At 60.9% G+C, this 25,729-nt stretch carries 30 protein-coding genes, 2 tRNA genes and 1 pseudogene; 23 read left to right on the forward strand and 10 right to left on the reverse strand.

All coding sequences use genetic code 11. The features are described from left to right. The first annotated feature begins 124 nt into the window (after window positions 1–124). The gene (locus F8N82_RS06975) at window positions 125–1,279 is read left to right on the forward strand and encodes an MFS transporter (RefSeq protein ID WP_038994551.1); all 1,155 of its coding nucleotides are present in this window, start codon (window positions 125–127) and stop codon (window positions 1,277–1,279) included. Here the strand turns inward: F8N82_RS06975 and nhaR are convergent. Further along, the gene (nhaR, locus tag F8N82_RS06980) at window positions 1,269–2,165 is read right to left on the reverse strand and encodes a transcriptional activator NhaR (protein WP_038994552.1); all 897 of its coding nucleotides are present in this window, start codon (window positions 2,163–2,165) and stop codon (window positions 1,269–1,271) included. The genes F8N82_RS06975 and nhaR overlap by 11 nt on opposite strands. 135 nt (window positions 2,166–2,300) lie before the next feature. Here nhaR and F8N82_RS06985 point away from each other — a divergent pair, with 135 nt between their 5' ends. The 3 genes and pseudogenes from F8N82_RS06985 to F8N82_RS06995 form a co-directional block, all read left to right on the forward strand. After that, a complete protein-coding gene (locus tag F8N82_RS06985) occupies window positions 2,301–2,543 on the forward strand; it encodes a hypothetical protein (RefSeq protein WP_038994553.1) in 243 nt (80 codons plus the stop codon). A 31-nt stretch (window positions 2,544–2,574) separates the two neighbouring features. Beyond that, on the forward strand, window positions 2,575–3,324 hold the full coding sequence (locus F8N82_RS06990; RefSeq protein WP_038994554.1) for a TerC family protein: 750 nt from the start codon (window positions 2,575–2,577) through the stop codon (window positions 3,322–3,324). Window positions 3,325–3,339: 15 nt separating this feature from the next. Next, window positions 3,340–3,531: pseudogene (locus F8N82_RS06995) on the forward strand (bifunctional O-acetylhomoserine aminocarboxypropyltransferase/cysteine synthase); the annotation flags it as partial. A 242-nt stretch (window positions 3,532–3,773) separates the two neighbouring features. Here F8N82_RS06995 and F8N82_RS07000 read toward each other — a convergent pair. Then, a complete protein-coding gene (locus tag F8N82_RS07000; RefSeq protein ID WP_038994555.1) occupies window positions 3,774–4,163 on the reverse strand; it encodes a MerR family transcriptional regulator in 390 nt (129 codons plus the stop codon). 74 nt (window positions 4,164–4,237) lie between these two features. Between F8N82_RS07000 and F8N82_RS07005 the strand changes: the two genes are divergently transcribed. Both F8N82_RS07005 and F8N82_RS07010 read left to right on the forward strand, forming a co-directional pair. Then, complete coding sequence (locus F8N82_RS07005; protein WP_038994556.1) at window positions 4,238–5,308, forward strand: SDR family oxidoreductase; 1,071 nt, start codon at window positions 4,238–4,240, stop codon at window positions 5,306–5,308. 339 nt (window positions 5,309–5,647) lie between these two features. Next, window positions 5,648–6,547, forward strand: a complete 900-nt coding sequence (locus tag F8N82_RS07010; RefSeq protein ID WP_038994559.1) for a DMT family transporter — start codon at window positions 5,648–5,650, stop codon at window positions 6,545–6,547. Window positions 6,548–6,695: 148 nt separating this feature from the next. Here F8N82_RS07010 and F8N82_RS07015 read toward each other — a convergent pair whose 3' ends face one another. Then, the gene (locus F8N82_RS07015) at window positions 6,696–6,872 is read right to left on the reverse strand and encodes a hypothetical protein (RefSeq protein WP_167336587.1); all 177 of its coding nucleotides are present in this window, start codon (window positions 6,870–6,872) and stop codon (window positions 6,696–6,698) included. Between the two features lie 217 nt (window positions 6,873–7,089). On the opposite strand from F8N82_RS07015, the gene F8N82_RS07020 reads away from it, so the two are divergent. Further along, on the forward strand, window positions 7,090–7,773 hold the full coding sequence (locus tag F8N82_RS07020) for a peptidase C39 family protein (protein WP_038994560.1): 684 nt from the start codon (window positions 7,090–7,092) through the stop codon (window positions 7,771–7,773). Window positions 7,774–7,795: 22 nt separating this feature from the next. Here the strand turns inward: F8N82_RS07020 and F8N82_RS07025 are convergent, their stop codons facing one another. Further along, window positions 7,796–9,079, reverse strand: coding sequence for an NAD(P)/FAD-dependent oxidoreductase (locus tag F8N82_RS07025; RefSeq protein WP_038994561.1), 1,284 nt, complete (start codon window positions 9,077–9,079; stop codon window positions 7,796–7,798). Window positions 9,080–9,265: 186 nt separating this feature from the next. On the opposite strand from F8N82_RS07025, the gene F8N82_RS07030 reads away from it, so the two are divergent. The 5 genes from F8N82_RS07030 (at window position 9,266) to F8N82_RS07050 (ending at window position 11,387) form a co-directional block, all read left to right on the forward strand. Further along, a tRNA-Val gene (locus F8N82_RS07030) sits at window positions 9,266–9,342 on the forward strand. Window positions 9,343–9,502: 160 nt separating this feature from the next. Then, window positions 9,503–9,579 (forward strand) — tRNA-Val (locus tag F8N82_RS07035). A gap of 226 nt (window positions 9,580–9,805) precedes the next feature. Continuing rightward, window positions 9,806–10,378, forward strand: a complete 573-nt coding sequence (locus F8N82_RS07040; protein ID WP_038994562.1) for an SPOR domain-containing protein — start codon at window positions 9,806–9,808, stop codon at window positions 10,376–10,378. A gap of 54 nt (window positions 10,379–10,432) precedes the next feature. Beyond that, complete coding sequence (locus tag F8N82_RS07045; protein ID WP_038994563.1) at window positions 10,433–10,948, forward strand: GNAT family N-acetyltransferase; 516 nt, start codon at window positions 10,433–10,435, stop codon at window positions 10,946–10,948. Between the two features lie 13 nt (window positions 10,949–10,961). Next, window positions 10,962–11,387 (forward strand): bifunctional (p)ppGpp synthetase/guanosine-3',5'-bis(diphosphate) 3'-pyrophosphohydrolase, encoded by a 426-nt coding sequence (locus tag F8N82_RS07050; RefSeq protein WP_038994564.1) that lies wholly within the window; start codon window positions 10,962–10,964, stop codon window positions 11,385–11,387. 3 nt (window positions 11,388–11,390) lie between these two features. On the opposite strand, the gene F8N82_RS07055 is transcribed toward F8N82_RS07050, so the two are convergent. The 3 genes from F8N82_RS07055 to F8N82_RS07065 all read right to left on the reverse strand — a co-directional run bounded on the left by F8N82_RS07055 (window position 11,391) and on the right by F8N82_RS07065 (window position 13,612). After that, window positions 11,391–12,083 carry an endonuclease gene (locus F8N82_RS07055; RefSeq protein WP_038994565.1) on the reverse strand — a complete coding sequence of 231 codons (693 nt, stop codon included), beginning with the start codon at window positions 12,081–12,083 and terminating at the stop codon, window positions 11,391–11,393. A gap of 6 nt (window positions 12,084–12,089) precedes the next feature. Continuing rightward, window positions 12,090–12,359, reverse strand: coding sequence for a DUF1654 domain-containing protein (locus F8N82_RS07060; RefSeq protein WP_038994566.1), 270 nt, complete (start codon window positions 12,357–12,359; stop codon window positions 12,090–12,092). 164 nt (window positions 12,360–12,523) lie between these two features. Continuing rightward, the gene (locus F8N82_RS07065) at window positions 12,524–13,612 is read right to left on the reverse strand and encodes an asparaginase (RefSeq protein WP_038994567.1); all 1,089 of its coding nucleotides are present in this window, start codon (window positions 13,610–13,612) and stop codon (window positions 12,524–12,526) included. 335 nt (window positions 13,613–13,947) lie between these two features. Between F8N82_RS07065 and F8N82_RS07070 the strand changes: the two genes are divergently transcribed. The 7 genes from F8N82_RS07070 (at window position 13,948) to F8N82_RS07100 (ending at window position 20,860) form a co-directional block, all read left to right on the forward strand. Beyond that, window positions 13,948–14,907 (forward strand): sugar ABC transporter substrate-binding protein, encoded by a 960-nt coding sequence (locus tag F8N82_RS07070; protein WP_038994568.1) that lies wholly within the window; start codon window positions 13,948–13,950, stop codon window positions 14,905–14,907. Between the two features lie 18 nt (window positions 14,908–14,925). After that, a complete protein-coding gene (locus F8N82_RS07075) occupies window positions 14,926–16,476 on the forward strand; it encodes a sugar ABC transporter ATP-binding protein (protein WP_038994569.1) in 1,551 nt (516 codons plus the stop codon). Continuing rightward, complete coding sequence (locus F8N82_RS07080) at window positions 16,473–17,465, forward strand: ABC transporter permease (RefSeq protein WP_038994570.1); 993 nt, start codon at window positions 16,473–16,475, stop codon at window positions 17,463–17,465. Before F8N82_RS07075 ends, F8N82_RS07080 begins: the two co-directional genes overlap by 4 nt. A 4-nt stretch (window positions 17,466–17,469) precedes the next feature. Further along, window positions 17,470–18,492, forward strand: a complete 1,023-nt coding sequence (locus tag F8N82_RS07085) for a LacI family DNA-binding transcriptional regulator (protein WP_038994571.1) — start codon at window positions 17,470–17,472, stop codon at window positions 18,490–18,492. Between the two features lie 14 nt (window positions 18,493–18,506). Next, window positions 18,507–19,415: a ribokinase gene (rbsK, locus tag F8N82_RS07090; protein ID WP_038994572.1), complete on the forward strand. Its 909-nt coding sequence runs from the start codon at window positions 18,507–18,509 to the stop codon at window positions 19,413–19,415. Beyond that, window positions 19,412–19,816 carry a D-ribose pyranase gene (rbsD, locus tag F8N82_RS07095; protein ID WP_038994573.1) on the forward strand — a complete coding sequence of 135 codons (405 nt, stop codon included), beginning with the start codon at window positions 19,412–19,414 and terminating at the stop codon, window positions 19,814–19,816. Before rbsK ends, rbsD begins: the two co-directional genes overlap by 4 nt. A gap of 72 nt (window positions 19,817–19,888) precedes the next feature. Next, window positions 19,889–20,860, forward strand: coding sequence for a nucleoside hydrolase (locus tag F8N82_RS07100; protein WP_414602464.1), 972 nt, complete (start codon window positions 19,889–19,891; stop codon window positions 20,858–20,860). Here the strand turns inward: F8N82_RS07100 and F8N82_RS07105 are convergent. Next, window positions 20,832–21,044 (reverse strand): hypothetical protein, encoded by a 213-nt coding sequence (locus F8N82_RS07105; RefSeq protein WP_038994575.1) that lies wholly within the window; start codon window positions 21,042–21,044, stop codon window positions 20,832–20,834. The genes F8N82_RS07100 and F8N82_RS07105 overlap by 29 nt on opposite strands. Window positions 21,045–21,235: 191 nt before the next feature. Here F8N82_RS07105 and F8N82_RS07110 point away from each other — a divergent pair, with 191 nt between their 5' ends. Together F8N82_RS07110 and F8N82_RS07115 are read left to right on the forward strand one after the other, a co-directional pair. After that, the gene (locus F8N82_RS07110) at window positions 21,236–21,538 is read left to right on the forward strand and encodes a hypothetical protein (protein ID WP_038994576.1); all 303 of its coding nucleotides are present in this window, start codon (window positions 21,236–21,238) and stop codon (window positions 21,536–21,538) included. A 130-nt stretch (window positions 21,539–21,668) separates the two neighbouring features. Then, the gene (locus F8N82_RS07115) at window positions 21,669–21,986 is read left to right on the forward strand and encodes an I78 family peptidase inhibitor (RefSeq protein WP_038994577.1); all 318 of its coding nucleotides are present in this window, start codon (window positions 21,669–21,671) and stop codon (window positions 21,984–21,986) included. Window positions 21,987–22,156: 170 nt separating this feature from the next. Here the strand turns inward: F8N82_RS07115 and F8N82_RS07120 are convergent, their stop codons facing one another. Together F8N82_RS07120 and F8N82_RS07125 are read right to left on the reverse strand one after the other, a co-directional pair. Then, window positions 22,157–22,369 carry a cold-shock protein gene (locus F8N82_RS07120; RefSeq protein ID WP_007956027.1) on the reverse strand — a complete coding sequence of 71 codons (213 nt, stop codon included), beginning with the start codon at window positions 22,367–22,369 and terminating at the stop codon, window positions 22,157–22,159. 160 nt (window positions 22,370–22,529) lie between these two features. Then, the gene (locus tag F8N82_RS07125) at window positions 22,530–22,829 is read right to left on the reverse strand and encodes a hypothetical protein (RefSeq protein ID WP_038994578.1); all 300 of its coding nucleotides are present in this window, start codon (window positions 22,827–22,829) and stop codon (window positions 22,530–22,532) included. Window positions 22,830–23,213: 384 nt separating this feature from the next. On the opposite strand from F8N82_RS07125, the gene thrS reads away from it, so the two are divergent. Together thrS and infC are read left to right on the forward strand one after the other, a co-directional pair. Beyond that, on the forward strand, window positions 23,214–25,136 hold the full coding sequence (gene thrS, locus F8N82_RS07130; protein WP_038994579.1) for a threonine--tRNA ligase: 1,923 nt from the start codon (window positions 23,214–23,216) through the stop codon (window positions 25,134–25,136). Next, window positions 25,136–25,687, forward strand: coding sequence for a translation initiation factor IF-3 (gene infC / locus F8N82_RS07135; RefSeq protein WP_174242331.1), 552 nt, complete (start codon window positions 25,136–25,138; stop codon window positions 25,685–25,687). Before thrS ends, infC begins: the two co-directional genes overlap by 1 nt. Window positions 25,688–25,729: the final 42 nt, after the last annotated feature.

Below are 25,729 nucleotides of genomic sequence, written 5' to 3' on the forward strand. Positions count from 1 at the left end.
GCGCGACTTTAGCACAGCAGGGCACATTTAGTGTTTGCGCTGTGTCAGACGGTAGGGCGGGCGTGTAGTATGCGCGCCCTTTGTAAACGGCCATGGCCGTTTTTGGTTTGGTTTCGGAGTGTAGATGTTATTGCCCATCCTGTTGCTGGCTGCGGCCGGCTTCACTGTCTTGACCACCGAGTTCGTCATCGTCGGCCTACTGCCGGGCATTGCCCGCGACCTTGCGGTCAGCGTGTCCCAGGCGGGCCTGTTGGTGACTCTATTCGCTTTCACCGTGGCCTGCTTTGGCCCGTTCCTCACCGCCTGGGCCGCGCGCTTCGAGCGCAAGCGCCTGTTTGTCGGCATTTTGCTGGTGTTCGCCGCCTCCAACGCCCTGGCGGCGATGGCCGACAACATTTATGTGATGGGCGTGGCGCGGCTGATCCCGGCACTGGGCTTGCCGGTGTTCTGGGCCCTGGCCAGTGAAACGGCGGTCGACATCGTCGGCCCGGCCTATGCCGGCCGGGCCATCTCCAAGATCAGCTTCGGTGTGGTGTGTGCCACGGTGTTCGGCATTCCGGTCGGCACCCTGATCGGCGACGCCTTGGGTTGGCGCGCGGCCTTTGCCGTGCTGGCGCTGCTGGCCCTGGCCAAGGCCTTGCTGCTGTTCCTGTACCTGCCCCGCACGCCCCGGCACAACCAGGCCACATCGCTGCTCGGCCAGTTCGGAATCTTGCGCAGCCGCTTGTTGCAAGGCCATGTGCTGCTCTCGGTGTTGGTGTTCAGCGGAATGTTCACCGCCTATACCTACCTGGCCGACATGCTCGAACGCCTGGCCGGCTTTGACGGCGCGCTGGTGGGCTGGTGCCTGATGGGCTTTGGCGCGGTCGGTTTGATCGGCAATAGCCTGGGTGGCCGTGCGGTGGATCGGCATCCGTTGAAAGCTTCGGCGGCCTTCTGTGCATTGATGATGGTCGGCATGATTGCCGTGGTGCCGGCGATCCATACGGTATACGGCTTGGGCCTGGCCCTGGCGATCTGGGGCATGACCCAGGCGGCGCTGTTCCTGGTCAGCCATGTGCGGCTGATCAAGGCCGCACCCCAGGCCCCGGCCTTTGCCGCGTCGCTGAACATCGCCGGGGCCAACCTGGGTATTGGCCTGGGCGCGGTGATTGGCGGGCGGGTGATCGACACCCTGGGCCTGGCCAACCTCGGTTACGCCGCCGCTATCCTCATTGGCCTGTCAGTGCTGCTGGCACTGGCGCTGATGAGCCCGCGCCGGCAGCCGGCTACCAGTTGAACAGCTCGCGGCGGGCGCCTTCGGTGATAGCGACGATGCCCGGATGCTTGACCTTGCGCTCCACCGAAATGGCATAGAACGACTCATTGACCGCGTCGGTCTGGCCGATCAGCTCGACGCCGTACTGTTTGCATACCTCATCGGCAATCACGCTGGGGGCGATAAAGATACCGCTGCCGGATTGGCCGAAGGCCTGCATCAAGGCGCTGTCGTCGAACTCGCCGACGATCCGCGGCTGCAGTTGCTGCTCGGCGAACCAGCGCAGCAGGCGGCTGCGCACCACGGTTTCCTGGCCGGGGATCAACAGCGGCGCATGTTGCAGGCAGGCCGGAAAGTTGCGCCCATACTGCTCGGCCAGCGCCTGCGTGGCAAAAAAGCTGATGCCGCATTCACCAAGCTTCTGGCTGTAGCCCTTGATGTCCAGGTGGCCGGGCATCGGGCTGTCGGAAATCACCAGGTCCAGGCGCTGGATCGCCAGGTCCGCCAGCAGCCGTTCGAGTTTGTCTTCGCGACAACTCAGGCGCAGGGCATCTTCCATGTCCATGGTCGGCGCCAGCAAGCGGTAGACGATGGACTTGGGCACCACATCCGCCACCCCGACCCGGAACAGGATCTGCTGTTCATCCGGCCGGGCCCGCAGCATCGCCTCCAGCTCACCGCCAATCTGGAACATCTGCTCGGCATAGGTCAGGGTTTGCCGGCCGCTCTCGGTCAGTTCCAGCTGGCGCCCGACCCGGCGAAACAGCTCGATACCATAGGTTTGTTCAAGCAGGGTGATCTGCCCGCTGATGGTCTGCGGGGTCAGGTTCAGTTGCTCGCAAGCGCGCACGATGCTGCCGGTCTTGGCCACTACCCAGAAGTAATGCAGTTGGCGGTAATTGAGCATGCCGATTCCCGATTCGTAAAAACCGAAGTATAACCGCTAAAAATACGAATTTTCCTGATGTATCTGTCTCTTTAGAATCCCTTGCCATCACGGTGCCCCTGAATGAGCACCGATTTATTGCACGGAGAACCACAGATGCTTCACTTCAAATCCATCGGTACACCCCTGGTGTTGCTGCTGGCCCTGATGGCCATGAGCGGTTGCGAGCAGGCGGAAAAGTCCGCCCAGCAGATGCTCAACCAGGCAGCGGAGTCGGCCAAGGAGGCCATCGACAAGACCAACGAAGCCGCCCAGCAGGCGTTGAGCGAAGCCACTGGCACCGAGGGCGGTGACAAGGCTGACAAGCCGCAAAGCGATAAAAGCGCCCAGGAAATCTGACCCACCCTTTAGCCTTGTGCAGGATTGATACATGGAATACTTGTTGGAACTCGCTGCAAGCCCGACCGCCTGGGTCGCCCTGGCCACCCTGGTGGCCATGGAGATCGTCCTGGGTATCGATAACCTGATCTTCATCTCGATCCTGACCAACAAGTTGCCTGAAGAGTTTCGCTCCAAGGCGCGGCGCATTGGTATCAGCATGGCGCTGGTGATGCGCCTGGGCCTGCTCAGCACCGTGGCCTGGATCGTCCAGCTCACCGAGCCGGTTGTCGATGTGTTCGGTCATACCTTCTCCTGGAAGGACATGATCCTCATCGCCGGTGGCCTGTTCCTGCTGTGGAAAGCGACCAAGGAAATCCACGAGAGCGTCGACCCGAGCGCGCAAGCGCAAGCCAAGGCGTCCTCGACCATCACCCTGGGCTTTGCCGCGGCGATTGGTCAGATCCTGGTGTTGGACATCGTCTTCTCGATCGACAGCATCATCACCGCCGTGGGCATGACCGAGCACCTGCCGATCATGATCATTGCCGTGATCAGTGCCGTGATCGTGATGCTGGTGGCGGCCGACCCGCTGGCCCGCTTCATCAACGACAACCCGACCGTGGTAATGCTGGCCCTGGGCTTCTTGATCATGATCGGCATGACCCTGATCGCTGAAGGTTTCGGCGCTCATGTGCCTAAGGGTTATGTGTATGCGGCGATGGCCTTCTCGACGGCGATCGAAGTGCTCAACATCATGTCGCGCCGGGCGCGCTTGAAGCGCGAGGCGGTTGAGGGCTGATAAAACTCATCGCGGGGCAAGCCCGCTCCTGTACGAGCGGGCGCGCCTAGGGCGGGCAAGGGCATCAAGGGCGGCCAGCAGGCCGGTGTACGCTGCATCGATGCACTGAAGCTGCGCTTGGTTGACATTTGCGATGCAAAGTCACTGGCCTCCCACCCGGCCACTACCACTCACGACCAGTTCAACTACCAGGAATTGGAGATCGCCTCGCGGAATGCATACGCAGTACTGCGAACGAGTTATGTACGCAATATCACTCCGGGTGTGAAAACGCACTGGGTTGAATCTGACCTGGGTTTAGCGTGCTCCGGTGTAGCAGGTGAGAAGACGAGTCACTCTGTTTCGCCGACGTTTGCTGTCCAGGGCCTGGCCAGAAGGCTTAAGAAAATGCATAAGGGGGCTTGAAACTTGAAGCAGGCTGCAGCTTCCGCTCTCTAGATGCTGACCGTTCAGTTGGAAGCGTTGTTCAACTGCTGAAGCGCAAGTTGTTTGGCAGCACTGGCTTCGAAGTTTGCACGCTCTTCATCCAGATACCGATAAATATTTTGGAGGTTGGCGATTTTCTGTTGGACTTCTGCCATCTTCTTTTCAATTAGCTTGGCGCCGTCAGCACAATCGATCAGCTTGTTCCGCTGCGCATCCAGAATCTCGCCTATTTCCCCCAGGGAAAACCCCATGCTTTGCGCGCGCTGGATAAAGTCCAGATCCTGCAGGGTTTGCGCTGTGTAATCGCGATAGTTGTTAGTTCGCCGCTGCGGTGAGATCAGGCCGATTTGCTCGTAGTAACGTAGCGTATGGCGGCTGGCACCGCTGCGGGCCTCGAGTTCGCCGATTTTCATGAAAACACCGCTTGACCATAGAGTTGGCTCGATAGTTTACGCTTGGTTTCTCACCTTAAACAAGGAACAGGGAAATGAGCGTGGAGTGCTTTGTCACCGGGGGGACCGGTTTCATCGGTCAACATCTGGTGGCGTACCTGAGTGCCAAAGGTCACACCATTCGGGTGTTGATGCGTCGCCCGGAGCGACTAGCTGAACTGCGGGAGCAAATCGACAATTTGGGCGGGTGCGCAACCCGGGTATTTGCCGTAGCTGGCGATCTGGAACGGGACAACCTGGGGCTGAGTCTTGCTGATCGAGAAGTGCTAAGGCACGCCCGCGTCGTATTCCACCTGGGCGCCCACTTCGCCTGGGGACTTTCAGTGGAGCACTCTCGTGCGGTGAACGTAGAAGGGGCAAAGCGCGTGGCGCTGCTGGCGGCTGAGCAAAAAAGCCGGTTAGTGATGATCGGCGGCTACATGCTGAAAAACCATGAACATCTGCAACGCATCGGAATTGATCCTCGTTATCCGGAGCGGACGCATTGGCCTGCCGTCTACCGGCATGTCGGTGGTTACGAGGCGAGCAAGCTGGAGGCGCATTTTGCGACCCTAGAGGTCATGTCCGCCAAGGGTGGGGAGATTACCGTTGTCCACCCCGCGACGGTCTGTGGCCACAGCCGCACGGGGCATATTGTTGACGGTCAGCCGCTAGTGGAGCTGATACGCAACCTTGTGCAGGGAAAGCTGACTGCAGTGCCTGGTACCGCCAAGCACTGGCTGCCACTGGTCACCGTGGATTACCTGGTTGAACTGGTGGCGGTTTGTGCTTTTGATCCTGCCATGGTGGGTCAGGAACTGCTGGTGCTTGATGACCAAACTCCCAATTTGCGAGAACTCTTGGTACAGGTGGCACAACCTTTGGGCTTAAAGTCTCCCAAGCATTACATTTCACTCCGATTGCTGAAGTTGCTATTGAGTATTCCTCCCGTCGCGCGGATTTTGAATACAAAACCCGAAGCCTTGGATTTTATCCAGACCACTCGTTTTGATACAGCGGCGGTCGAGCAATTTGCCAACAGGTATGGAATAGCCAAACCGGATATACGTCAGTCGTTGCAGCACACGGCAACGTTCGTCAACTCATATTGCATAGCCAAGGGCTAAGCCCTCTGGCTTCTCCCTTGGCGGCGACAACGTCGTTAGCCCCGATTAAATGGAGCTTCCTAAGGTAAGTAATGCGGGTTCATCAACTGAGAAGTGCAACCACCGTGCTTGAAATCGGCCCGTGTCGAGTCATGTTGATCCTGTGCTGGGAGAGCAGGGTGCATATTTCCGCCATTTCGTACGGGAATTTCAAGAAGGTCGACAGCATCCTACTGGGCGATCCAGCGTATCCCACAATCAATACTGGGGTTGGTGGGATCTTCGTATCCTCAAACTTTGCGCCGTCGATGTAGGGCGGCATTCTATCGAACGACAATTCAGCGACAGGGATCGTCATCAATGCAATCTACTTTCAGCAAAGGCGTCATATTTGCACTCTCCGCTGCGGCACTGAACGCAACGATCGGTGTACTCAGCAAAGTACTCATGAGTCATGGCTTCACCGCCAGCAGTGTCGCCGTCATCAAAACCGTACTGGGTTGCATGCTTCTCTCGATCTTACTGCTTTTCCTCAAGCGCCCGACGTCGACGACCAAATGGACTCAGGCGGCTATCTGCGCGTTCCTTGGCATCTTTGTGCTGTTCCACTTCGAAACGTCCGCCTATCGACATTACGCTGCAGCAGGTGTGGTGGTGGTGCTGATGGCCAGTGCGTCAATTTCCTCGATCATTCTGGGGCGCATTTTTCTCAAGGATGCTATCACCGCGAACGCGACCATGGGCGCCGCACTGGCTATCGCCGGGATCGCGGTGATCTTCGGCGCCGACCTGCAGCAGGGCTTTACCCTGCAAGGTGCTGCGCTAGCCTCCACGGCCGGCTGCGGCTATGGGGCGTTTTCGGTTGCCATGAAGCGGATGGGCGTGTCGGGGGGGCTGCACTTCACCCGGCAATTGCTGTTCTTTGGCAGCCTTTACCTGCTGATGCCGGCCGCGGCCGATGATTTCGTGATCGGCGAGCTGTCGCCGCTGGCGATCGCCGCACTGTTAGCGCTGGCCGCGCTGCCGACAATCCTTGGCTTCTTCTGCACCACCAAGGCCATCGAGTATCTCAAGCCATCCCAAGTGCAGGCGCTGGAACTGACCGAACCGCTGTTCGCCGCCCTGCTGGCGTTTGTGGCGCTCAATGAAGTACCGCGCGAAAGCCTGTACGCGGGAGCGGCACTGATCATCGTCGGCCTGTGTTTCTCCAATGAACTAATCCGCTTGGGCAGCAAAGCATCGGTACCTTCGGCCGAGTGAGCTATTTTCGGATCCTGATTACTTTAGCAACCAGTGTTTTCAAGTGTTTTGAGCTACTGACCGCTTCTGGCCGATTACTGCCCTTGGCCAGAAGCTGCCGTTGGCGGAAGGTTTCTTCAGCTTGCCCTGCGATGCTTTTCAAAGATTCCTAATGCGCCCCCGCATGCCGGCGACTACGCCGCACCGGCAGCGCTTCTTTGCCTTCAGGCTGAATACGATGATGCGGATGATGACGCCGGGCGATGCGCAACACCCCCCAGAGCATGGCAGCAGCGACGCTCAACCAGGCGCCGACCAGCATCAGGATTGCCATTGTCAGGCTCATGTGTGCCTCCTCAAATCCGCGCCAAGGCAACAAAGGCTCGCCACGCGGACACCTGTTCAGTCTAGCCCTTTGCATGTTGCAGGCTATTGACCGATGGTCTAGCGGCTTGGGCCGCTTTGTTCTAAGCCCGCTGCGGGCTATACCCCAGGCGCGCGCCAGCCTATGATCAGCGCTCAGGGCCGGGCAGTGGCTGCCGGCCGTCATCGAGCGAGTGTTCATGCCTGCACTGACTTCCCTAACCGGCTTCACCCCACGCCGCCTGCTGGTGGCCTGCGTGGTCAGCCTGGCCCTGGCCGGGTGTGCCAGCCAGCCGCCGTCCCAGCTTAAAAACCTGCCGCAACGGGTCGAGATCGGCTCGGTGCCTTTCTACCGTGGCGAAGCCAACCAGAGCGCATCGATGGCGCTTGCGGCATTGCTGTCGCAACAGGGTGTACGCGTCACCCCGGGCTTGCTCGACAAGCCGTTGGGCCTGCCGGAAAACCTCGACAAGCTTGAAGGCTCGATCCAGCGGGTGGGCCGCGAATACGGCATGGTCGTCTACCCGCTCGAGCCACGCCTGGACGCCTTGCTGGCGCAGGTGGCGGCGGGCAACCCGGTGTTGCTGCGCTTTCAGCAAGGTTCGGCGTTCTGGAGCGAGCCGCGCTATGCCTTGCTGGTCGGCTATGACCGGTACAAGCAGCGGGTATTGTTGCGGGCGGGGATGAACCGGCGCCTGCTGATGGAGTTCGATGACTTCGAATCAGCCTGGCAAAAGCAGGGGAGTTGGGCGGTGCTGGTTCAGCAGCCAGGCCAATTGCCGGCCCAGGTTGACCGCCAGCGCTGGCTGAAAGCGGCCAATGACCTGGCCCAGGCGGGCCAGGAACAAGCGGCCCGGCAGGCCGTCAGCGCCCTGGGGCAGTGACGGCGCAAGCCGGGCAGGGGGCTTAGAAGCCCAGACGATCGCGCAGGCTGTAGTACCAGGCGCCCAGGGCGCTGAACGGTACACGCAGCAGCTGGCCACCCGGGAACGGGTAGTGCGGCAGCTCGGCGAAGGCATCGAAGCGCTCGGCCTGGCCACGCAGGGCCTCGGCCAGCACCTTGCCCGCCAGGTGGGTGTAGGTGACGCCGTGGCCACTGCAACCCTGGGAGTAATAGATGTTGTCGCCCAGGCGACCCACTTGCGGCAGGCGCGACAGGGTCAGCAGGAAGTTGCCGGTCCAGGCGTAGTCGATCTTCACGTCCTTGAGCTGCGGGAAGGCCTTGAGCATTTTCGGGCGGATGATCGCTTCGATGTTGGCCGGGTCGCGCGCACCGTAGACCACGCCACCGCCGAAGATCAGGCGCTTGTCGCCGGTCAGGCGGTAGTAGTCGAGCAGGTAGTTGCAGTCTTCGACGCAGTAGTCTTGCGGCAGCAGGCTGCGCGCCAGGTCTTCGCTCAGTGGCTCGGTGGTGATCACCTGGGTGCCGCACGGCATCGACTTGGCCGCCAGCTCCGGCACCAGGCCGCCGAGGTAGGCGTTACCGGCAACGATGATGAACTTGGCGCGCACTTTACCTTGTGGGGTATGCACCACCGGGTTGGCACCGCGCTCGATGCGGATGGCCGGCGATTGCTCGTAGATCTTGCCGCCCAGCGACTCGACCGCGGCGGCTTCGCCCAGGGCCAGGTTCAGCGGGTGGATGTGACCGCCGCTCATGTCGAGCATGCCGCCGATGTACTGATCGCAGTTGACCACTTCACGGATGCGCTTCTGGTCCATCAGCTCCAGCTGGGTGTGGCCGAAGCGTTCCCACAGGCGCTTTTGCGATTCCAGGTGGCCCATCTGCTTGGGCGTCAGGGCGGCGAACACGCCACCGTCTTTAAGGTCGCACTGGATGTTGTATTTGGCCACGCGCTCACGGATGATGCGCCCGCCTTCAAACGCCATGTGACCCAGCAGTTGCGCCTGCTTGGGGCCGACGGTGCGTTCGATGACATCGATGTCGCGGCTATAGCTGTTGACGATCTGCCCGCCGTTACGGCCCGAGGCGCCGAAGCCGACCTTGGCGGCTTCCAGTACGGTGACCTTGAAGCCGCTTTCAAGCAGGAACAGGGCGCTGGACAAGCCGGTGTAGCCGGCGCCGATCACGCAGACATCGGTCTGTACCTCTTCCTGCAGCGCCGGGCGCGGCGGAACCGGATTGGCCGATGCGGCGTAGTAGGACTGAGGGTAGGGGGTATTGGCCATGCTGCGAAACCTCTGTTTTATATTTTTTACGACTGTACCGATGCTATCAATAATAATAAACACCCGCTAGTCGTGTGTTGAAAATCCTTTACCCCGGGTTTTCACAAATACTTTTGTTATTCAGTGGCTTAGCGTTAAAAAAAGAGTTGACACTGTTCGGCGATTGCGTAGAATGCGCCCCACAGCAGGCACATAGCTCAGTTGGTTAGAGCACCACCTTGACATGGTGGGGGTCGTTGGTTCGAATCCAATTGTGCCTACCAAATCAAATCCGCCCCTGCTGGCGGTACACAAAAAAGGCGATCCGCGAGGGTCGCCTTCTTTGTTTGTGGGTATTTTTTGCCGGCAAAGCAAAGCTGCTGATTTTTTTATGAAATTTCGCTTTACGAAGGTTAAAGACCTGCGTATTATGCGCCCCACAGCAGGCACATAGCTCAGTTGGTTAGAGCACCACCTTGACATGGTGGGGGTCGTTGGTTCGAATCCAATTGTGCCTACCAAACAAATCCACACTGCTGTGTGGTAACAAAAAGGGCGATCCACAAGGGTCGCCCTTTTTGCTGTTGGAGCGGGCTTGCCCCGCGATCGTAATCCAGCCAACACCTCATCTGTTGTCTGTGGAGTCTTATCGCGGGTCAAGCCCGCTCCTACACCCGTTCCGCGATAGGGCCCTAAAGGCCAGCCAAGAATGCTAAAATCCGCCGCTTGCATTCAGGAGATAGACGCGTGCGCAAAGTGGCGGTGGTAATGGCGGTGCTGGCTCTGGCCGGTTGCGAAAACGAAGTCGAGGGCGTGCACAAGCAGGTAGCCGAAAACCTGCAGAACCCCAAGACGGCCAAGTTCGCCAACGTGCGATTCGACCAGCAAGGCATTATCTGCGGCCAGGTGCGCGGCAAGGACGACGCCGGCGCTTTTGTGCCGTATCGCAGTTACGTGGCGATCAAGCAGGCCGGCGGCGACTATCAGATCATTATTGCCGACCAGGGCAGCAGCCTGGCCATTCGCGAGCGCTGCGGCGGTGCCGACCTGCAGCGCGCCGCCGATGCTGCGGCTGATCAGCCAGCGCCACAAGGCTGGGATGTCGAGATCGTCCAGGGTGCGAACATGGGTGCCCTGAGCGACATGACCGCCCGCCTGATCGAAAAGCAGATCCCGTCCTCGGTGGTCTACCGCAACGGCAAGCCGGTGGTGCTGCTCGGCCCTTATCCCGACAAGGCGCAGGCCGAGGCGCAGCAAGCCGATGTCATGGCGCGCCTGGGCACCGACTCGATCGTCATCCAGCACGACGCCCCGCGCTAGCCAGGGGCTTCGCGCTCCTCGTACACTCACGGCTCATACGCAAGGAGAGCCGTCATGAGTGATTCATCCGCCGCCATTACCCTGCAACGTTGTACCGAGCAGCATGTCGAGGGCCTGACCGCCCTCTACAACGATCCGCGGGTGGCGCGCCAGGTGCTGCAGATGCCTTATCAGTCGCCCGAGATCTGGCGCAAGCGGCTGAGCCTGGACAGCGAGCGGATGCTGTTTCTGGTGGCGTTGCACCAGGGTGAAGTCATCGGCAGTTGCTCGCTGGAACAATACGCGCGTATCCGCCGTGCCCACTGTGGCGGTATCGGCATGGGCGTGGCGCCGGACTGGCAACGCAAGGGTGTTGGCAGTCGCTTGCTTGAGGCGGTACTGGAGGTGGCGGACAACTGGATGGGCCTGCAGCGCGTCGAGCTGACCGTGTACACCGACAATCAACCGGCGCTGGCCTTGTACAAACGCTTCGGCTTTGCGGTTGAAGGTCAATTGATTGACTATGCTATGCGTGACGGTGAGTTGATCGATGTCTACAGCATGGCGCGTCTACGACGACAGCCGCGCTGAGCAGGAGGGCCATATGTCTACGCTGGAGCGGGCCATTGCGGTTGCGGCGAGGGCACATGAGGGGCAGCGCGACAAAGGTGGGGCTGCCTATATCCTCCACCCGTTGCGGGTGATGCTGAGGGTGACGACGCCCGAACAGCGCATTGTCGCGGTGCTGCACGACGTGCTCGAAGATTCACCGATGACGCTCTCCGATCTTGCTCGCGAAGGTTTCGCCCTGAAGATCCTGGCCGCCGTACAGGCGCTAAGCCGGCGCGATGACGAAAGCTACGAGGCTTTTGTTGTGCGTGTGGGCGATGATCCGCTGGCGCGGGTGGTCAAGCTGGCCGATCTTGCCGACAACAGCGACCTGTCGCGCATTGCCATGCCCGGCCCCGATGACATGGCCCGCCTGGCCCGTTACCAGCAGGCCAGCGCCTACCTGCAGGCGCTGGCCTGAGCCTCAACCGCAGGCGCTGAGGTTCACCGGGCCGACGAACTCGTTGCCATGGCCCATCACACAGGCGACCCGCTGGTTGCGCTGGCGTTCCCAGGGCTGCGGCGGGTAGGTCTTGTTCCAGGCTTCGTACAACTGGCGGTCCTGTTTCGACAGCTTGAGGTTGTACTGCTTGCTCATATAGAAGTAGGTGCGCGCGATCATCCCGCGAATGGACGGTCGCGGCATGACCTTCTTGGCCTTGAAGTCCACCTGGGTCAGGCATGAGCCATATTGCCCACGCTGCTCGGGCAGCCAGCCGAAACTGAAGTTGCTGCGATCGCCATTGACCTCGCCAATGCTCGGCACCAGGTTGTGCAGGTCGGCCTCGGCGCGCTGGTAAACCTTGTCATTGCGCGTGCAGTTCTTGCGCCCGCCGCTTTGCCAGCACTGGCGCTGGTGGCCGATCTGCCAGGCCGGGACGATATGCTCCCACTCGATGCGCGAGGCGCGGTTGGCATTTTTGCGCGGCACATACCCGCAGGCCTGCAAATCGACCTTGTTGCCGTTGTACTTGCAGCCACAGTAGAACTCGGTGGACTGCGGCGCATACAGGCGCCAGGCGACCTTCTTGGCTTCGTTGAAGGTGCGCGGTGCATCGGCGTGGGCGGTGGTGACACTGAACAACAAACAAGCTACTGCAAAAACCGGAAATCTCATGCGCTTTCAATCTTCCTTCGGCACAACCCAGAAAATCTGCACGCCACCGTCATCGCGGTAGGCGAGGGTGACGTTGTCGTTCTCGGCGATTTCGTCGAGCAGGGTGGCCCAGTCTTCAGGCGATTCGTGCTCCAGGCGGAAGATCAGCGCGGCCCGGGCTTTTTGTGCGGTGGGGGAATTGATGATTTTCTGGATGCGGGTGCCCAGTTGCTCGTAACTGCTGGCAGGGGCGGAAGTGGTGGCCACGAAGCGTTCCTTTTTTAGCTGTATGCGCATACAGTATTTTACTGTAAGCAATTTCGCAACAGCTCGTCGGTGAAAGAGCGCATGTGACCGCAAACCGCGCGGTTTGCTGCGGTCTGTTTAAAGTATTTTTTGCGAGGGTGGGGGAGGCAGGCTTGCCCGTCCTACAGGGCGGGCAAGCGCTGGGTGTTACTCGATCAGTATTCCCAGAAGATCCGCTGCAGCTCTTTGCTGTCCTGGGTCTTGGTCATGGCGACCATGGCCAGAATCCGGGCTTTTTGCGGGTTCAGGTCGTGGGCAACGACGAAGTCGTTCTTGTCGTCAGGCTGCTCGGCGTTGCGCAGCACGAAGCCGCCGGCATTGACGTGGGACGAACGAATGATCTGCACGCCTTGCTTGCGCAGGTCGATCAGGGTCGGGGCTACCTTCGAAGACACCGAGCCATTGCCGGTACCGGCGTGGATGATCGCCTTGGCGCCATTTTGTGCCAGGGCCTTGTAGGCGGTGTCGGTGACGTTGCCGTAACCGTAGGCGATGTCCACGGCAGGCAGGCTGCTGATTTTCTTGATGTCGAATTCCGAGTCAACGGTGTGACGCTTGGCCGGCAGGCGGAACCAGTAGGACTTGCCTTCCACGACCATGCCCAGCGGGCCCCATTGGCTCTTGAAGGCTTCGGTCTTGATGTTCACCGATTTGCTGACGTCGCGACCCGACTGGATCTCGTCGTTCATGGTGACCAGTACGCCTTTGCCGCGCGAATCCTTGTTGCTGGCGACCGCGACCGCGTTGTACAGGTTGAGCATGCCGTCAGCCGACATGGCAGTGCCTGGGCGCATGGAGCCGACCACGACGATTGGCTTGTCGGTTTTTTCCACCAGGTTGAGGAAGTAGGCGGTCTCTTCCAGGGTGTCGGTACCGTGGGTGATGACGATGCCGTCGACGTCCTTGCTGTCGGCAAGTTCCGCGACGCGCTTGCCCAGTTGCAGCAGGTTTTCGTTGCTGATGCTTTCGGAGGCGATCTGCAGCACTTGTTCGCCGCGCACATTGGCCAGGGTGGCCAGTTCCGGAACGCCGGCGATCAGCTTGTCGACACCGACCTTGGCGGCCTGGTAGGTCGCACTGTTGGCGGTGCTGGCGCCGGCGCCTGCGATGGTGCCACCGGTGGCGAGGATCACCACGTTGGCCAGTTTCTGTTGGTTCTCGACTTCCTTGGCATTGACGCCTGCGGGCATTAACAGCAGCAGGGCCAAAGCGCCCGGAACGAAGGAATTAAGCGCAGCTTTCATCGTTGATCTCTCTTCTGTCTGGAGTTCGCTGTGTAACGCGCTTGGAGGAGCAGGTTTCGTACCAGAACCGCCGCTCGTCGGTTTTCATCTTGAATCTATTGATTTTCATGGGGTTAGAAGGTCTTTCGAACCTCTAGTCGTGCATTTTTCTATTCGGAATTCCGAATATTGTGTACAAGGGATGTTCGGTTTTCCGGCTATTTTTAGGATAGTTCCTACGAGCACTGACCAAACAGTCTCCGGCAGCGGATTTGACAAACCTTGGTGACGTTCTCATAGTGAGTTAACGCAAACGTTTGCGACCCGATAAAAATCATAAAATCCGGAGTAAACCCATGAAGCTGCCCTTTGCTGGACGCCTGCTGGCGGTCGCCGTACTTTCCTCGCTGTCCCTTGCTACCTCCTTTTCCCAAGCCCTGGCCGACGAAGCCAAGCCGAAAGTCGCGCTGGTGATGAAGTCGCTCGCCAACGAGTTCTTCCGGACTATGGAAGACGGCGCCAAGGCCTACCAGAAAGACCATGCCAAAGAGTTCGACCTGGTGTCCAACGGCATCAAGGACGAGACCGACGCCAGTAACCAGATTCGTATCGTCGAGCAAATGATCGTCTCCGGGGTCAATGCCCTGGTTATCGCCCCGGCCGATTCCAAGGCCCTGGTGCCGGTGGTGAAGAAGGCCATGGACGCCGGCATCACCGTGATCAACATCGACAACCGCCTCGACCCCGACGTGCTCAAGAGCAAGAACCTCAGCGTGCCGTTCGTAGGCCCCGACAACCGCAAGGGCGCGCGCCTGGTGGGTGATTACCTGGCCAAAGAGAAGCTCAAGGCGGGTGACCAGGTGGCAATTATCGAAGGCGTCTCGACCACCACCAACGCCCAGCAGCGCACCGCAGGCTTCAAGGATGCAATGGACGCGGCGCAGATCAAGGTGGTCTCGGTGCAGTCGGGGGACTGGGAAATTGCCAAGGGCAACGCTGTCGCCGCCTCCTTGCTCAACGCCAACCCCGAGCTCAAGGCACTGCTGGCCGGCAACGACAGCATGGCCCTCGGCGCTGTTTCGGCGGTGCGTGCGGCGGGCAAGGCCGGCCAGGTGCAGGTGGTTGGCTACGACAACATCAACGCCATCAAACCGATGCTCAAGGACGGCCGCGTGCTTGCCACCGCCGACCAGTACGCCGCCAAGCAGGCGGTGTTCGGTATCGAGGCGGCACTGAAGATGCTCAAGGGCGAGAAAACCGCTGTCGATGCCGACAACGTCATTCAGACCCCGGTCAAATTGGTTACCAAACCGTAGTCGCCAGGAGAACAGGCAATGTCAGCGACTGCGGATGTCGTCCTTTCAGTCAGCGCAATCGGCAAGACCTACGCCCAGCCGGTGCTGGGCGATATCGAGTTGAGCCTGCACCGGGGTGAGGTGCTGGCCCTGACCGGTGAAAACGGCGCGGGCAAAAGTACCCTGTCGAAGATCATCGGCGGCCTCGAAGTGCCCACCACCGGGCTCATGCGCTATCAAGGCCAGCCTTACCAGCCGGGCAGCCGCGCCGCTGCCGAGCGGCTGGGCGTGCGCATGGTCATGCAGGAGCTCAACCTGCTGCCGACCCTGACCGTGGCCGAGAACCTGTTTCTCGACAACCTGCCCGGGCGCGTTGGCTGGATCAACCGCAAGCGCCTGCGCCAACTGGCGCTGGCGGCCATGGCCCAGGTTGGCCTGGACGCCATCGACCCTGATACGCTGGTCGGCGAGCTGGGCATCGGCCATCAGCAAATGGTCGAGATCGCCCGCAACCTGATCGGCGATTGCCATGTGCTGATTTTCGATGAGCCCACGGCGATGCTCACCGCCCGCGAGGTAGAGCTGCTGTTCACCCAGATCGAGCGCCTGCAGCAGCGCGGCGTGGCCATCGTCTACATCTCCCATCGCCTGGAAGAGCTCAAGCGCATCGCCCAGCGCATTGCCGTGCTGCGCGACGGCAAGCTGGTGTGTGTCGAGCCGATGCAGCGTTACAACAGCGAGCAACTGGTCAACCTGATGGTCGGCCGCGAGCTGGGCGAGCATATTGATTTGGGCGTGCGCAACATCGGCGCGCCGATCCTCAAGGTCAACGGCCTGAGCCGCAGCGACAAGGTCAAAGACGTCTCGTTCGAGGTACGCAGCGGCGAGATCTTCGGCATTTCCGGGCTGATCGGCGCCGGGCGCACCGAGCTGCTGCGGCTGATCTACGGCGCCGACAGCGCCGACAGCGGGAGCATCGAACTGGGCAATCCCTTGCGTGCGGTACGGGTCGATTCGCCCGTGGCTGCGGTACGCCAGGGCATTGCCCTGATCACCGAAGACCGCAAGGGCGAAGGCCTGCTGCTGAGCCAGTCGATCAGCGCCAATATCGCCCTGGGCAACCTGCCGGCGATTTCCCGCGCCGGCATCGTCAATAGCGGCGCCGAGCGCGAACTGGCCGAACGGCAGATCGCTGCCATGCGCATCCGCAGCTCCAGCCCCGAGCAAGTGGTCGGCGAGTTGTCGGGTGGCAACCAGCAGAAGGTGGTGATTGGCCGCTGGCTGGAGCGCGATTGCACGGTGCTGCTGTTCGATGAGCCGACCCGTGGCATCGACGTCGGTGCCAAGTTCGATATCTACGGCCTGCTGGCGGAACTGGCGCGTCAGGGCAAGGCGCTGGTGGTGGTGTCGAGCGACCTGCGCGAGCTGATGCTGATTTGCGACCGCATTGGCGTACTCAGTGCCGGGCGCCTGATCGATACCTTCGAGCGCGACAGCTGGACCCAGGACCAACTACTGGCCGCAGCCTTTGCCGGCTATCAGAAACGTGATGCGTTGCTGCATGAAGCGGCGCCCAGGACAACCCCATGAAAACCACGCAACTGGACACCGCCGCCCCCAGCGCCAAGCGCAGCGGCAGCTACTTCGGCCTGGGTACCTACCTGGGCCTGGCCGGCGCCTTGCTGGCGATGATCGTGCTGTTCTCGTTCCTGAGCAGCCACTTTCTGTCTTATGCCACCTTCAGCACCCTGGCCAACCAGATCCCTGATTTGATGGTGCTGGCCGTGGGCATGACCTTCGTGCTGATCATCGGCGGCATCGACCTCTCGGTGGGGTCAGTGCTGGCCCTGGCCGGCTCCGCGGTCAGCGTGGCGATGCTCGGCTGGGGCTGGAGCGTGATGCCGGCGGCCTTGCTCGGCATGGCCGTGGCGGCGCTGGCCGGCAGCATCACTGGCTCGATCACCGTGGCCTGGCGCATTCCGTCGTTCATTGTGTCGCTGGGGGTGCTGGAAATGGCCCGGGGCATGGCCTATCAACTGACCGATTCGCGCACCGCCTACATCGGCGATGCCTTTGCCTGGCTGTCCAACCCCCTGGCCTTCGGCGTATCGCCATCGTTCCTGATCGCCTTGCTGGTGATCATCCTCGCCCAGTGGGTACTCACGCGCACGGTGTTCGGCCGCTACCTGATCGGCATCGGCACCAACGAAGAGGCGGTGCGCCTGGCCGGTATCGACCCGCGCCCGTACAAGATCCTGGTGTTCTCGCTGATGGGCCTGCTCGCCGGGCTTGCCGCGCTGTTCCAGATTTCCCGCCTGGAAGCCGCCGACCCCAATGCCGGCTCCGGCCTTGAGCTGCAAGTGATCGCCGCCGTGGTCATCGGCGGCACCAGCCTGATGGGCGGGCGCGGCTCGGTGATCAGCACCTTCTTCGGCGTGCTGATCATCTCGGTGCTGGCCGCAGGCCTGGCGCAGATCGGCGCCTCGGAGCCGACCAAACGCATTATCACCGGGGCGGTGATTGTCATCGCCGTGGTCCTCGACACTTACCGCAGCCGGCGCGCGCGCAGGCGGAACTGAAACAATGGCAACCATCAAAGATGTCGCGGCACTGGCGGGGATTTCCTACACCACCGTGTCCCACGTACTGAACAAGACCCGCCCGGTCAGCGAGCCGGTGCGCCTGAAGGTCGAAGCGGCGATTGCCGAGCTCGACTATGTGCCCAGCGCCGTGGCCCGCTCGCTCAAGGCGCGCAGCACCGCCACCATTGGCCTGCTGGTGCCCAACAGCGTCAACCCGTACTTCGCCGAGCTGGCCCGGGGGATCGAGGACGGCTGCGAGCGCAACGGCTATTGCGTGATCCTCTGCAACTCCGACGACAACCCGCAAAAGCAGCGCAGCTACCTGCGCGTGCTGCTGGAAAAACGCATCGACGGCCTGATCGTCGCCTCGGTCGGCGAAGACAGCGACTTGCAGGGCAGCCTGGCCTGCGTGCGCACGCCGATGGTCATCGTCGACCGGGCCCTGGAGGGCGTGGCCGCCGACCTGGTACGCATCGACCACGAGCAGGGCGCTTATCTTGCGACCCGCCACCTGCTGGAACTCGGTCATCGCGACATCGCCTGCATCGGCGGCCCGGCCACTACCAGCGTTGCCCAGTTGCGCCTGGAGGGTTTCCATCGCGCGCTCGCCGAAGCCGGGGTTACCCCGCGCCAGGACTGGCTGCTCAGCAGCGACTTCACCAGCCTCGGCGGATATGCCGCGGCGGCGCTGCTGCTCGAAGGCGAGCGGCCGACGGCGATCTTCGCCGGCAACGACATGATCGGCATCGGCGTATTGCGCGCCGCCGCCGAGCGCAACATCTGCGTGCCCAGCGAGCTGTCGGTGATCGGCTTCGACGATATCCAGATCGGCCAGTACGTGTTCCCGGCCCTGACCACTGTCGGCCAATCGATTCGCGAGCTGGGCGAGAGCGCCGCCGAACTGCTGCTGCGGCGCATCGCCGAGCCCCTGCGCGGCGCCCCGGAGCAGCGCATCGTCGCGCCGAGCATCGTCCTGCGCGAGTCCACGGCGCCGCGCCCCGACCTTTTCACTGATTACCGCTGAGAACGAGCCCGCACATGCAAGCCAATGTAGTAGTGGTAGGTAGCCTGAACATGGACCTGGTCACCCGCGCCCAGCGCCTGCCCCGTGGCGGTGAGACCCTGGTGGGGGAAACCTTCGCCACGGTGCCGGGCGGCAAGGGCGCCAACCAGGCAGTGGCGGCGGCGCGCCTGGGCGCGCAGGTGGCGATGGTCGGTTGCGTCGGTGACGATGCCTACGGCCAGCAACTGCGCCAGGCCCTGGCCGCTGAACAGATCGACTGCCAGGCGGTGAGCATTGCTGCTGGGATGTCCAGCGGTGTGGCGCTGATCGTGGTCGATGCCGCCAGCCAGAACGCCATCGTCATTATTGCCGGTGGTAACGGCCAACTGTTGCCCGAGTCGGTGCAGCGCTTCGATGCCTTGCTGCAAAACGCCGAGGTGATCATCTGCCAGCTGGAAGTGCCCATGGCCACCGTTGCCTACACTCTTGAGCGGGGCAGGGCGCTGGGCAAGACGGTGATCCTCAACCCGGCGCCGGTCAGCGGCCCGCTGCCGGCCGAGTGGTTCGCCAATATCGACTACCTGATCCCCAACGAAAGCGAAGCCGAAGCCCTGAGCGGGCTGCCGGTCAACGACCTGGAAACCGCCAAGGCGGCCGCCACCCGGTTGCTGGCCATGGGCGTTGGCAAGGTCATCGTCACCCTGGGCGCCCAGGGCGCGTTGTTTGCCGATGGCCAGGCGTTCAGGCATTTCCCGGCGCCGTTGGTGCAGGCAGTAGACACCACGGCGGCGGGCGACACCTTTGTCGGCGGTTTCGCTGCGGCCCTGGCGCGCGGCGAAGAGGAGGGCGCGGCGATTGCCTTGGGTCAGCGGGCTGCGGCCCTGTCGGTCACCCGTGCCGGCGCGCAGCCGTCGATTCCGCACCTTGCCGAGCTGCAGCCATGAAGAAGACGCCGTTGCTCAATATCGCCCTGTCGCGCCTGATTGCCTCACTCGGTCACGGCGACATCCTGCTGATCGGCGATGCCGGTTTGCCGGTGCCGCCGGGCGTGGAGCTGATCGACCTGGCGCTGACCCCGGGTATTCCTGATTTCGCCAGCACCCTGCGCATCGTGCTGAGTGAAATGCAGGTCGAAAGCCACGTGCTGGCGGAGGAAATCCTCCAGCATCAGCCGCCGGGCCTGACAGTGGTCGAGCAGTTGACGGCCCAGGGCGAGCTGGGCAGCCGGCGCTTGCTCAGTCATGACGACTTCAAGCAATTGAGCCGCAGCGCCCGCGCCATCGTGCGCACCGGTGAATGCCGGCCTTACAGCAATATCGCGTTGGTTGCCGGGGTGACCTTCTAGCTTTTCCATCTGATCATAAGGACATGTCTTATGTTGAGCTGTGCCAAACGTTTGCTCCAAGGAGTACTGCTGATGTCCCTGCTGTCGGCCGGCGCCCAGGCGGCGCCCATTGACCTGATTATTGATACCGACCCTGGCGCCGATGACGTGGTGGCGCTGTTCCTGGCCATGGCCTCGCCGGATGAACTGAAGATCCGCGCCATCACCACCGTGGCCGGCAACGTGCGCCTGGAGAAGACCTCACGCAACGCCCGACTGGCCCGCGAATGGGCCGGGCGCGAAGACATTCCGGTGTACGCCGGCGCGCCGAAACCGCTGGTGCGCACGCCGATCTACGCCGCCGACATCCATGGCGAGGAGGGCTTGCCCGGGGTGACCGTCAGCGAGCCGCAGAAAGGCCTGGCCAGTGGCAGTGCGGTACGCTACCTGATCGACACCTTGAGCAGCGCCAAGCCGCACAGCATCACCGTGGCCATGCTCGGCCCGCAGACCAACCTGGCCCTGGCCCTGATCGAGGCGCCACAGATCGTCAATGGCATCAAGGAAGTGGTGGTCATGGGCGGCGCTCACTTCAATGGCGGCAACATCACCCCGGTGGCCGAGTTCAACCTGTTCGCCGACCCTCACGCGGCCGAAGTGGTGCTCAACAGCGGTGTCAAGCTCACCTACCTGCCGCTGGACGTCACCCACAAGGTGCTGACCAGCGAGGCGCGGCTCAAACAGATTGCCGACCTGAACAATGGGGCGAGCAAGCGTGTGGTGGATATCCTCAACGCCTACGTCAAGCAGGACATGAAGCACTACGGCATCCCTGGCGGGCCGGTGCATGACACCACGGTGATCGCCTACCTGCTCAAGCCCGAGCTGTTCACTGGCCGGCAGGTATTCATGCAGGTCGACAGCCGCGACGGCCCGACCTTCGGCCAGACCATCACCGACTGGTATGGCACCCTGAAACAGCCGGGCAACGTCACCTGGATTACAGAGGGTGATGCCCAGGGCTTTTTTGATCTGCTCAGTGCCCGTCTGGCACGTCTGCCATAACCGGCGGCTGGCTGTAACGTTCAAAGACCTGGTCGACGTAGGTACGTGCGTCGTCCGGGCCCAGGTCCTTGACCAGTAAATCGAGGGCGATCAGCAGCAACTCTTCGGCGCTGGCCGGGCTGTAGGCGCTCTGACCCTCAGGCCATTTGACCTTGATGTCGGCATCGATGGTGTGGCTAGTCATGAAGATTCTCGAATGAAACCTGCGCGCGCTGTCGGTTCAAATGCCGGGCCCTGGCGTTTGAAGGGGAGGCTGGCCTGCACTCCACCGATGCCTGCAGTTAATCATGGGCGCTGCCTGCAGCGCACTGCGACTTAGGCATAAGCGCAGGGGCGTGGCAAACTAACGGTGTTTTAGCTTGCCGGGACAGTGCAGTGCAGATCGATTTGACCAACCCCAACGACTTTACCCTCGACAACGTGCGGGCCCTGCTGGTGGCCGGAAACGGCGCGGTTCACAACCAGTTGCGGGTCAATCGCGCCGGCATCGCCTGGTTGTCCCAGGTCACGGGTGGCCGTGAGGTGGACGGCCTGTCCTTTCGTCTGGAAACCTGGGCGGCGGGCTCGGGTTGCGTCGGTTTTCAGGTGGCGGACGATGAGCGCTGGGTGCTGCAGGTGTACAACGCCCTGAAGAACAACTGGCCCAATCCGGCCAGCGATTACATCGACCTGTATTGAGGGTGTGCAAAATCCGGTCACGATTGCCCTTGGCCCCGGCCGCTCTGGCTCGGGCACAATGGTCCGGTTTTGCAACGAAAAACCAGGAATGCTGTCATATAGGCAGCATCCAAGTATTTAAGGAGGATTCATGTTCCGCACGCGTGCATCATTGGTAGGCCTGTTGGCTATCGCCGTATTGGCAGGTTGCAGCAACACTGGCGGCTCTTCGTCGAAAGCCCCTGAGGCTGCTGTCAACACCGATGGCCGTTGCCAGGCCAGCGGCGCCGAGTTCACCATCGGCAAGCCGGCCACCCCCGAGTTGCTCGAGCAGGCGCGTAAAGCCAGCGGCTCGCAACTGGCCCGTGTGCTCAAGCCTCACGACGTCATGACCCTGGAATACCGCTCCGAGCGCCTGAACCTCAACGCCGACGAAAAAGGCGTGATCACCCGCGTGAACTGCGGCTAACACGCCCCCCCTGTAGGAGCGGGCTTGCCCTGCGATGAGACAGCGCAACTGGCACATCAGGTGGCGCGATCGCGGGGCAAGGCCCGCTCCCACAGAGAAAAGCCCTGCAGACCCAAATCTCAGGCACAAAAAAACCCGCCACAAGGACGGGTTTTTTTATTCGTCAGATCTTACTCTGGACGAACTTGTGCAGCCTGCATGCCCTTCTGGCCTTTTTCGGCAACGAAGGAGACAGTCTGGCCTTCCTTCAGGCTTTTGAAACCGTCGGTTTCGATAGCCTTGAAGTGAACGAACAGGTCGTCGCCGCCACCTTGTGGAGTGATGAAGCCGAAGCCTTTCTCATCGTTGAACCATTTTACGGTGCCGGTTTGGCGATTAGACATGGGTGTATCTCCAGGAAACATGATTTTCAGTAGTGCGGTGTTGCCGAGGCCAACAGGGTGCACGCCGACCATCATAGTCTAATTATGGGCTTGTAGCCCCTTTTACCTTCGCAGATTGCTGATCTGGAGCAAATTAGCGATGGATAACATGGCCAAATGCCTATTTTTTCGGGGCGCAGGCCGCTGCAACTTTTTCTTGGGCACGCTTCATTGTGTTCGCATCTATGCCGTCGGCACTGTCCAGATCCGTGATTTCGGCATCGGTGAACTCCTTCTCAAGCACCTTGCCGGCACAACTGCAGTGTTGTTCGGCCTGGGCCTTGGTCAGCTTTGGATTCTGCTGCTGCGCTTGAGCAACACAGGTGGGCTGGTAGTTGGCGGGTAGTTTGCCGGCATGGGCGCCCAACGGCAGCAGCAGGGCAGATGCAGCCGCCAGGGCCAGAAGAGACTGAAGTCGCATAACCAAACACTCCTTGGGGTCGAGTCTCACAAGAGTAGGACGCTTCACAAACTCTGAGCGGAAAAAATCCGCGCAAGTTCACCGCCAGGGCTTAATTTCCGAATATTTCTGCCCAGCCGGTCAATCTGCCCGCAATCGCCCGAAAGCTTTGTGCTAGCATGCGTGGCTTGAGCTCGCCGCCGGCTTTTTCTTGCAGCTTGCGGCTTGCAGCTCCCAACTGTTTTTTTACTATTCCAGTCACTCTGGTTCGTTCCCTGGCAGGCCTTCGGGCTTCTGCCACTGTGAGGCAGGCTTTGCTTGTGCAAAGACAGGGGCGGATCGCGTACTGGCTCATCCCAACCCACGTGACCTTTGGTAGGGGTCACCACTAGGAGAGGAGGCGCCATGCCCATTATTACTCTTCCCGATGGCAGTCAACGTTCATTCGACAAGGCAGTTTCCGTTGCCGAAGTCGCCGCATCCATTGGTGCGGGCCTGGCCAAAGCCACCGTCGCCGGCAAGGTCGACGGTAAGCTGGTCGACGCCTGCGACCTGATCGAGAACGATGCCAGCCTGCAAATCATCACGCCCAAGGACGAAGAGGGGCTGGAGATCATCCGTCACTCGTGCGCCCACCTGGTCGGCCACGCCGTCAAGCAGCTGTACCCGACTGCGCGCATGGTCATCGGTCCGGTCATCGATGAAGGCTTCTATTACGACATCGCCTACGAGCGTCCTTTCACGCCCGAAGACATGGCGGCGATCGAGCAGCGCATGCAGCAGCTGATCGACACCGACTACGACGTCATCAAGAAGGTCACTCCGCGCGCCGAAGTGATCGAAGTGTTCAAGGCCCGCGGCGAAGACTACAAGCTGCGCCTGGTCGAGGACATGCCGGATGAACAGGCCATGGGCCTGTACTACCACGAAGAATACGTCGACATGTGCCGCGGCCCGCACGTGCCGAACACCCGTTTCCTGAAATCCTTCAAGCTGACCAAGCTGTCCGGCGCCTACTGGCGCGGCGACGCTAAAAACGAGCAGCTGCAGCGCGTCTACGGCACCGCCTGGGCCGACAAGAAGCAGCTGGCTGCTTATATTCAGCGCATCGAAGAAGCAGAAAAACGCGACCACCGTAAAATCGGCAAGCGCCTGGGCCTGTTCCACCTCCAGGAAGAAGCGCCGGGCATGGTGTTCTGGCACCCCAACGGCTGGACCCTGTACCAGGTACTCGAGCAGTACATGCGCAAGGTTCAGCGCGACAACGGCTACCTGGAGATCAAGACTCCGCAGGTTGTCGACCGTTCGCTGTGGGAGAAGTCTGGCCACTGGGCCAACTACGCCGACAACATGTTCACCACCCAGTCGGAAAACCGCGACTACGCCATCAAGCCGATGAACTGCCCATGCCACGTGCAGGTGTTCAACCAGGGCCTGAAGAGCTACCGCGAGCTGCCGCTGCGTCTGGCCGAGTTCGGTGCCTGCCACCGTAACGAGCCGTCGGGCGCGCTGCACGGCATCATGCGTGTACGTGGCTTTACCCAGGACGACGCGCACATCTTCTGTACCGAAGAGCAGATGCAGTCCGAGTCCGCCGCCTTCATCAAGCTGACCATGGATGTCTACGCCGACTTCGGCTTCAAGGACATCGAAATGAAGCTCTCGACCCGCCCTGAAAAGCGCGTCGGTTCCGATGAGCTGTGGGATCGCGCCGAAGCTGCACTGGCCGCCGCCCTCGACAGCGCCGGCCTGCCGTACGACCTGCAGCCGGGCGAAGGTGCCTTCTACGGGCCGAAGATCGAGTTCTCGCTGAAAGATTGCCTGGGCCGTGTCTGGCAGTGTGGTACCCTGCAGCTCGATTTCAACCTGCCGATCCGTCTGGGCGCCGAATTCGTCTCCGAAGACAACGGCCGCAAGCATCCAGTGATGCTGCACCGTGCAATCCTCGGTTCGTTCGAGCGTTTCGTCGGAATTCTCATCGAGCATTACGAAGGTGCATTCCCGGCCTGGCTCGCGCCAACCCAGGCGGTGATCATGAATATCACCGACAAACAGGCCGAATTCGCCCAGAATGTTGAAAAAACTCTCAATGAAAGCGGGTTCCGTGCCAAGTCCGACTTGAGAAATGAGAAAATCGGCTTTAAAATCCGCGAGCATACTTTGCTCAAGGTCCCTTACCTTTTGGTTATAGGGGATCGCGAAGTCGAAACGCAAACCGTCGCTGTGCGTACTCGTGAAGGCGCTGACCTGGGCTCGATGCCCGTCGCTCAATTCGCTGAATTCCTCGCTCAAGCGGTTTCCCGGCGTGGTCGCCAAGAATCGGAGTAATTACTATTAAGCGTGAAATGAGAAACGATAAACGAGCTGCACCGAAGGCCCCGATCAACGAGAATATCTCGGCACGCGAGGTTCGGTTAATTGGCGCTGACGGCGAGCAGATTGGCATCGTCTCGATTGATGAAGCGCTTCGTATCGCTGAAGAAGCGAAGCTGGACCTGGTAGAAATTTCTGCCGACGCAGTACCGCCTGTCTGCAAGGTCATGGACTACGGCAAGCACCTCTTCGAAAAGAAGAAGCAAGCTAACGAGGCCAAGAAGAACCAGAAGCAGGTCCAGATTAAAGAAATCAAGTTTCGTCCAGGGACGGAGGAGGGGGATTACCAGGTAAAACTACGCAACCTGGTACGTTTCCTGAGTGATGGGGACAGGGCCAAGATTTCCTTGAGATTTCGCGGTCGTGAGATGGCCCACCAGGAGCTGGGTATGGAACTGTTGAAGCGGGTCGAAACTGACCTTTTGGAATACGGTTCCGTCGAACAGCATCCTAAGATGGAAGGACGCCAGCTAATCATGGTCATCGCACCCAAGAAAAAGAAATAACCACCAGGGCACGGCAGGCCTTGCGGTTATGTTTATCAACTG

Origin of the sequence: Pseudomonas fluorescens (genome assembly GCF_902497775.2) — a bacterium.
GTDB lineage: Bacteria > Pseudomonadota > Gammaproteobacteria > Pseudomonadales > Pseudomonadaceae > Aquipseudomonas > Aquipseudomonas putida_F.

What these genes read in the sequence shown, in the direction of transcription:
- F8N82_RS07105 (WP_038994575.1), bottom strand. Translation starts at nt 21,044, where the DNA reads ATGACTAGCCACACCATCGATGCCGACATCAAGGTCAAATGGCCTGAG.
- F8N82_RS07000 (WP_038994555.1), bottom strand. Translation starts at nt 4,163, where the DNA reads ATGAAAATCGGCGAACTCGAGGCCCGCAGCGGTGCCAGCCGCCATACG.
- thrS (WP_038994579.1), top strand. Translation starts at nt 23,214, where the DNA reads ATGCCCATTATTACTCTTCCCGATGGCAGTCAACGTTCATTCGACAAG.
- F8N82_RS07065 (WP_038994567.1), bottom strand. Translation starts at nt 13,612, where the DNA reads ATGAAAGCTGCGCTTAATTCCTTCGTTCCGGGCGCTTTGGCCCTGCTG.
- F8N82_RS07045 (WP_038994563.1), top strand. Translation starts at nt 10,433, where the DNA reads ATGAGTGATTCATCCGCCGCCATTACCCTGCAACGTTGTACCGAGCAG.
- F8N82_RS07055 (WP_038994565.1), bottom strand. Translation starts at nt 12,083, where the DNA reads ATGAGATTTCCGGTTTTTGCAGTAGCTTGTTTGTTGTTCAGTGTCACC.
- F8N82_RS07100 (WP_414602464.1), top strand. Translation starts at nt 19,889, where the DNA reads ATGTCCCTGCTGTCGGCCGGCGCCCAGGCGGCGCCCATTGACCTGATT.
- F8N82_RS07085 (WP_038994571.1), top strand. Translation starts at nt 17,470, where the DNA reads ATGGCAACCATCAAAGATGTCGCGGCACTGGCGGGGATTTCCTACACC.
- F8N82_RS07015 (WP_167336587.1), bottom strand. Translation starts at nt 6,872, where the DNA reads ATGAGCCTGACAATGGCAATCCTGATGCTGGTCGGCGCCTGGTTGAGC.
- nhaR (WP_038994552.1), bottom strand. Translation starts at nt 2,165, where the DNA reads ATGCTCAATTACCGCCAACTGCATTACTTCTGGGTAGTGGCCAAGACC.
- F8N82_RS07010 (WP_038994559.1), top strand. Translation starts at nt 5,648, where the DNA reads ATGCAATCTACTTTCAGCAAAGGCGTCATATTTGCACTCTCCGCTGCG.
- F8N82_RS07115 (WP_038994577.1), top strand. Translation starts at nt 21,669, where the DNA reads ATGTTCCGCACGCGTGCATCATTGGTAGGCCTGTTGGCTATCGCCGTA.
- F8N82_RS06985 (WP_038994553.1), top strand. Translation starts at nt 2,301, where the DNA reads ATGCTTCACTTCAAATCCATCGGTACACCCCTGGTGTTGCTGCTGGCC.
- F8N82_RS06990 (WP_038994554.1), top strand. Translation starts at nt 2,575, where the DNA reads ATGGAATACTTGTTGGAACTCGCTGCAAGCCCGACCGCCTGGGTCGCC.
- F8N82_RS07080 (WP_038994570.1), top strand. Translation starts at nt 16,473, where the DNA reads ATGAAAACCACGCAACTGGACACCGCCGCCCCCAGCGCCAAGCGCAGC.
- F8N82_RS07120 (WP_007956027.1), bottom strand. Translation starts at nt 22,369, where the DNA reads ATGTCTAATCGCCAAACCGGCACCGTAAAATGGTTCAACGATGAGAAA.
- rbsD (WP_038994573.1), top strand. Translation starts at nt 19,412, where the DNA reads ATGAAGAAGACGCCGTTGCTCAATATCGCCCTGTCGCGCCTGATTGCC.
- F8N82_RS07070 (WP_038994568.1), top strand. Translation starts at nt 13,948, where the DNA reads ATGAAGCTGCCCTTTGCTGGACGCCTGCTGGCGGTCGCCGTACTTTCC.
- F8N82_RS06975 (WP_038994551.1), top strand. Translation starts at nt 125, where the DNA reads ATGTTATTGCCCATCCTGTTGCTGGCTGCGGCCGGCTTCACTGTCTTG.
- rbsK (WP_038994572.1), top strand. Translation starts at nt 18,507, where the DNA reads ATGCAAGCCAATGTAGTAGTGGTAGGTAGCCTGAACATGGACCTGGTC.
- F8N82_RS07050 (WP_038994564.1), top strand. Translation starts at nt 10,962, where the DNA reads ATGTCTACGCTGGAGCGGGCCATTGCGGTTGCGGCGAGGGCACATGAG.
- F8N82_RS07125 (WP_038994578.1), bottom strand. Translation starts at nt 22,829, where the DNA reads ATGCGACTTCAGTCTCTTCTGGCCCTGGCGGCTGCATCTGCCCTGCTG.
- F8N82_RS07060 (WP_038994566.1), bottom strand. Translation starts at nt 12,359, where the DNA reads ATGCGCATACAGCTAAAAAAGGAACGCTTCGTGGCCACCACTTCCGCC.
- F8N82_RS07020 (WP_038994560.1), top strand. Translation starts at nt 7,090, where the DNA reads ATGCCTGCACTGACTTCCCTAACCGGCTTCACCCCACGCCGCCTGCTG.
- F8N82_RS07075 (WP_038994569.1), top strand. Translation starts at nt 14,926, where the DNA reads ATGTCAGCGACTGCGGATGTCGTCCTTTCAGTCAGCGCAATCGGCAAG.
- F8N82_RS07025 (WP_038994561.1), bottom strand. Translation starts at nt 9,079, where the DNA reads ATGGCCAATACCCCCTACCCTCAGTCCTACTACGCCGCATCGGCCAAT.
- F8N82_RS07005 (WP_038994556.1), top strand. Translation starts at nt 4,238, where the DNA reads ATGAGCGTGGAGTGCTTTGTCACCGGGGGGACCGGTTTCATCGGTCAA.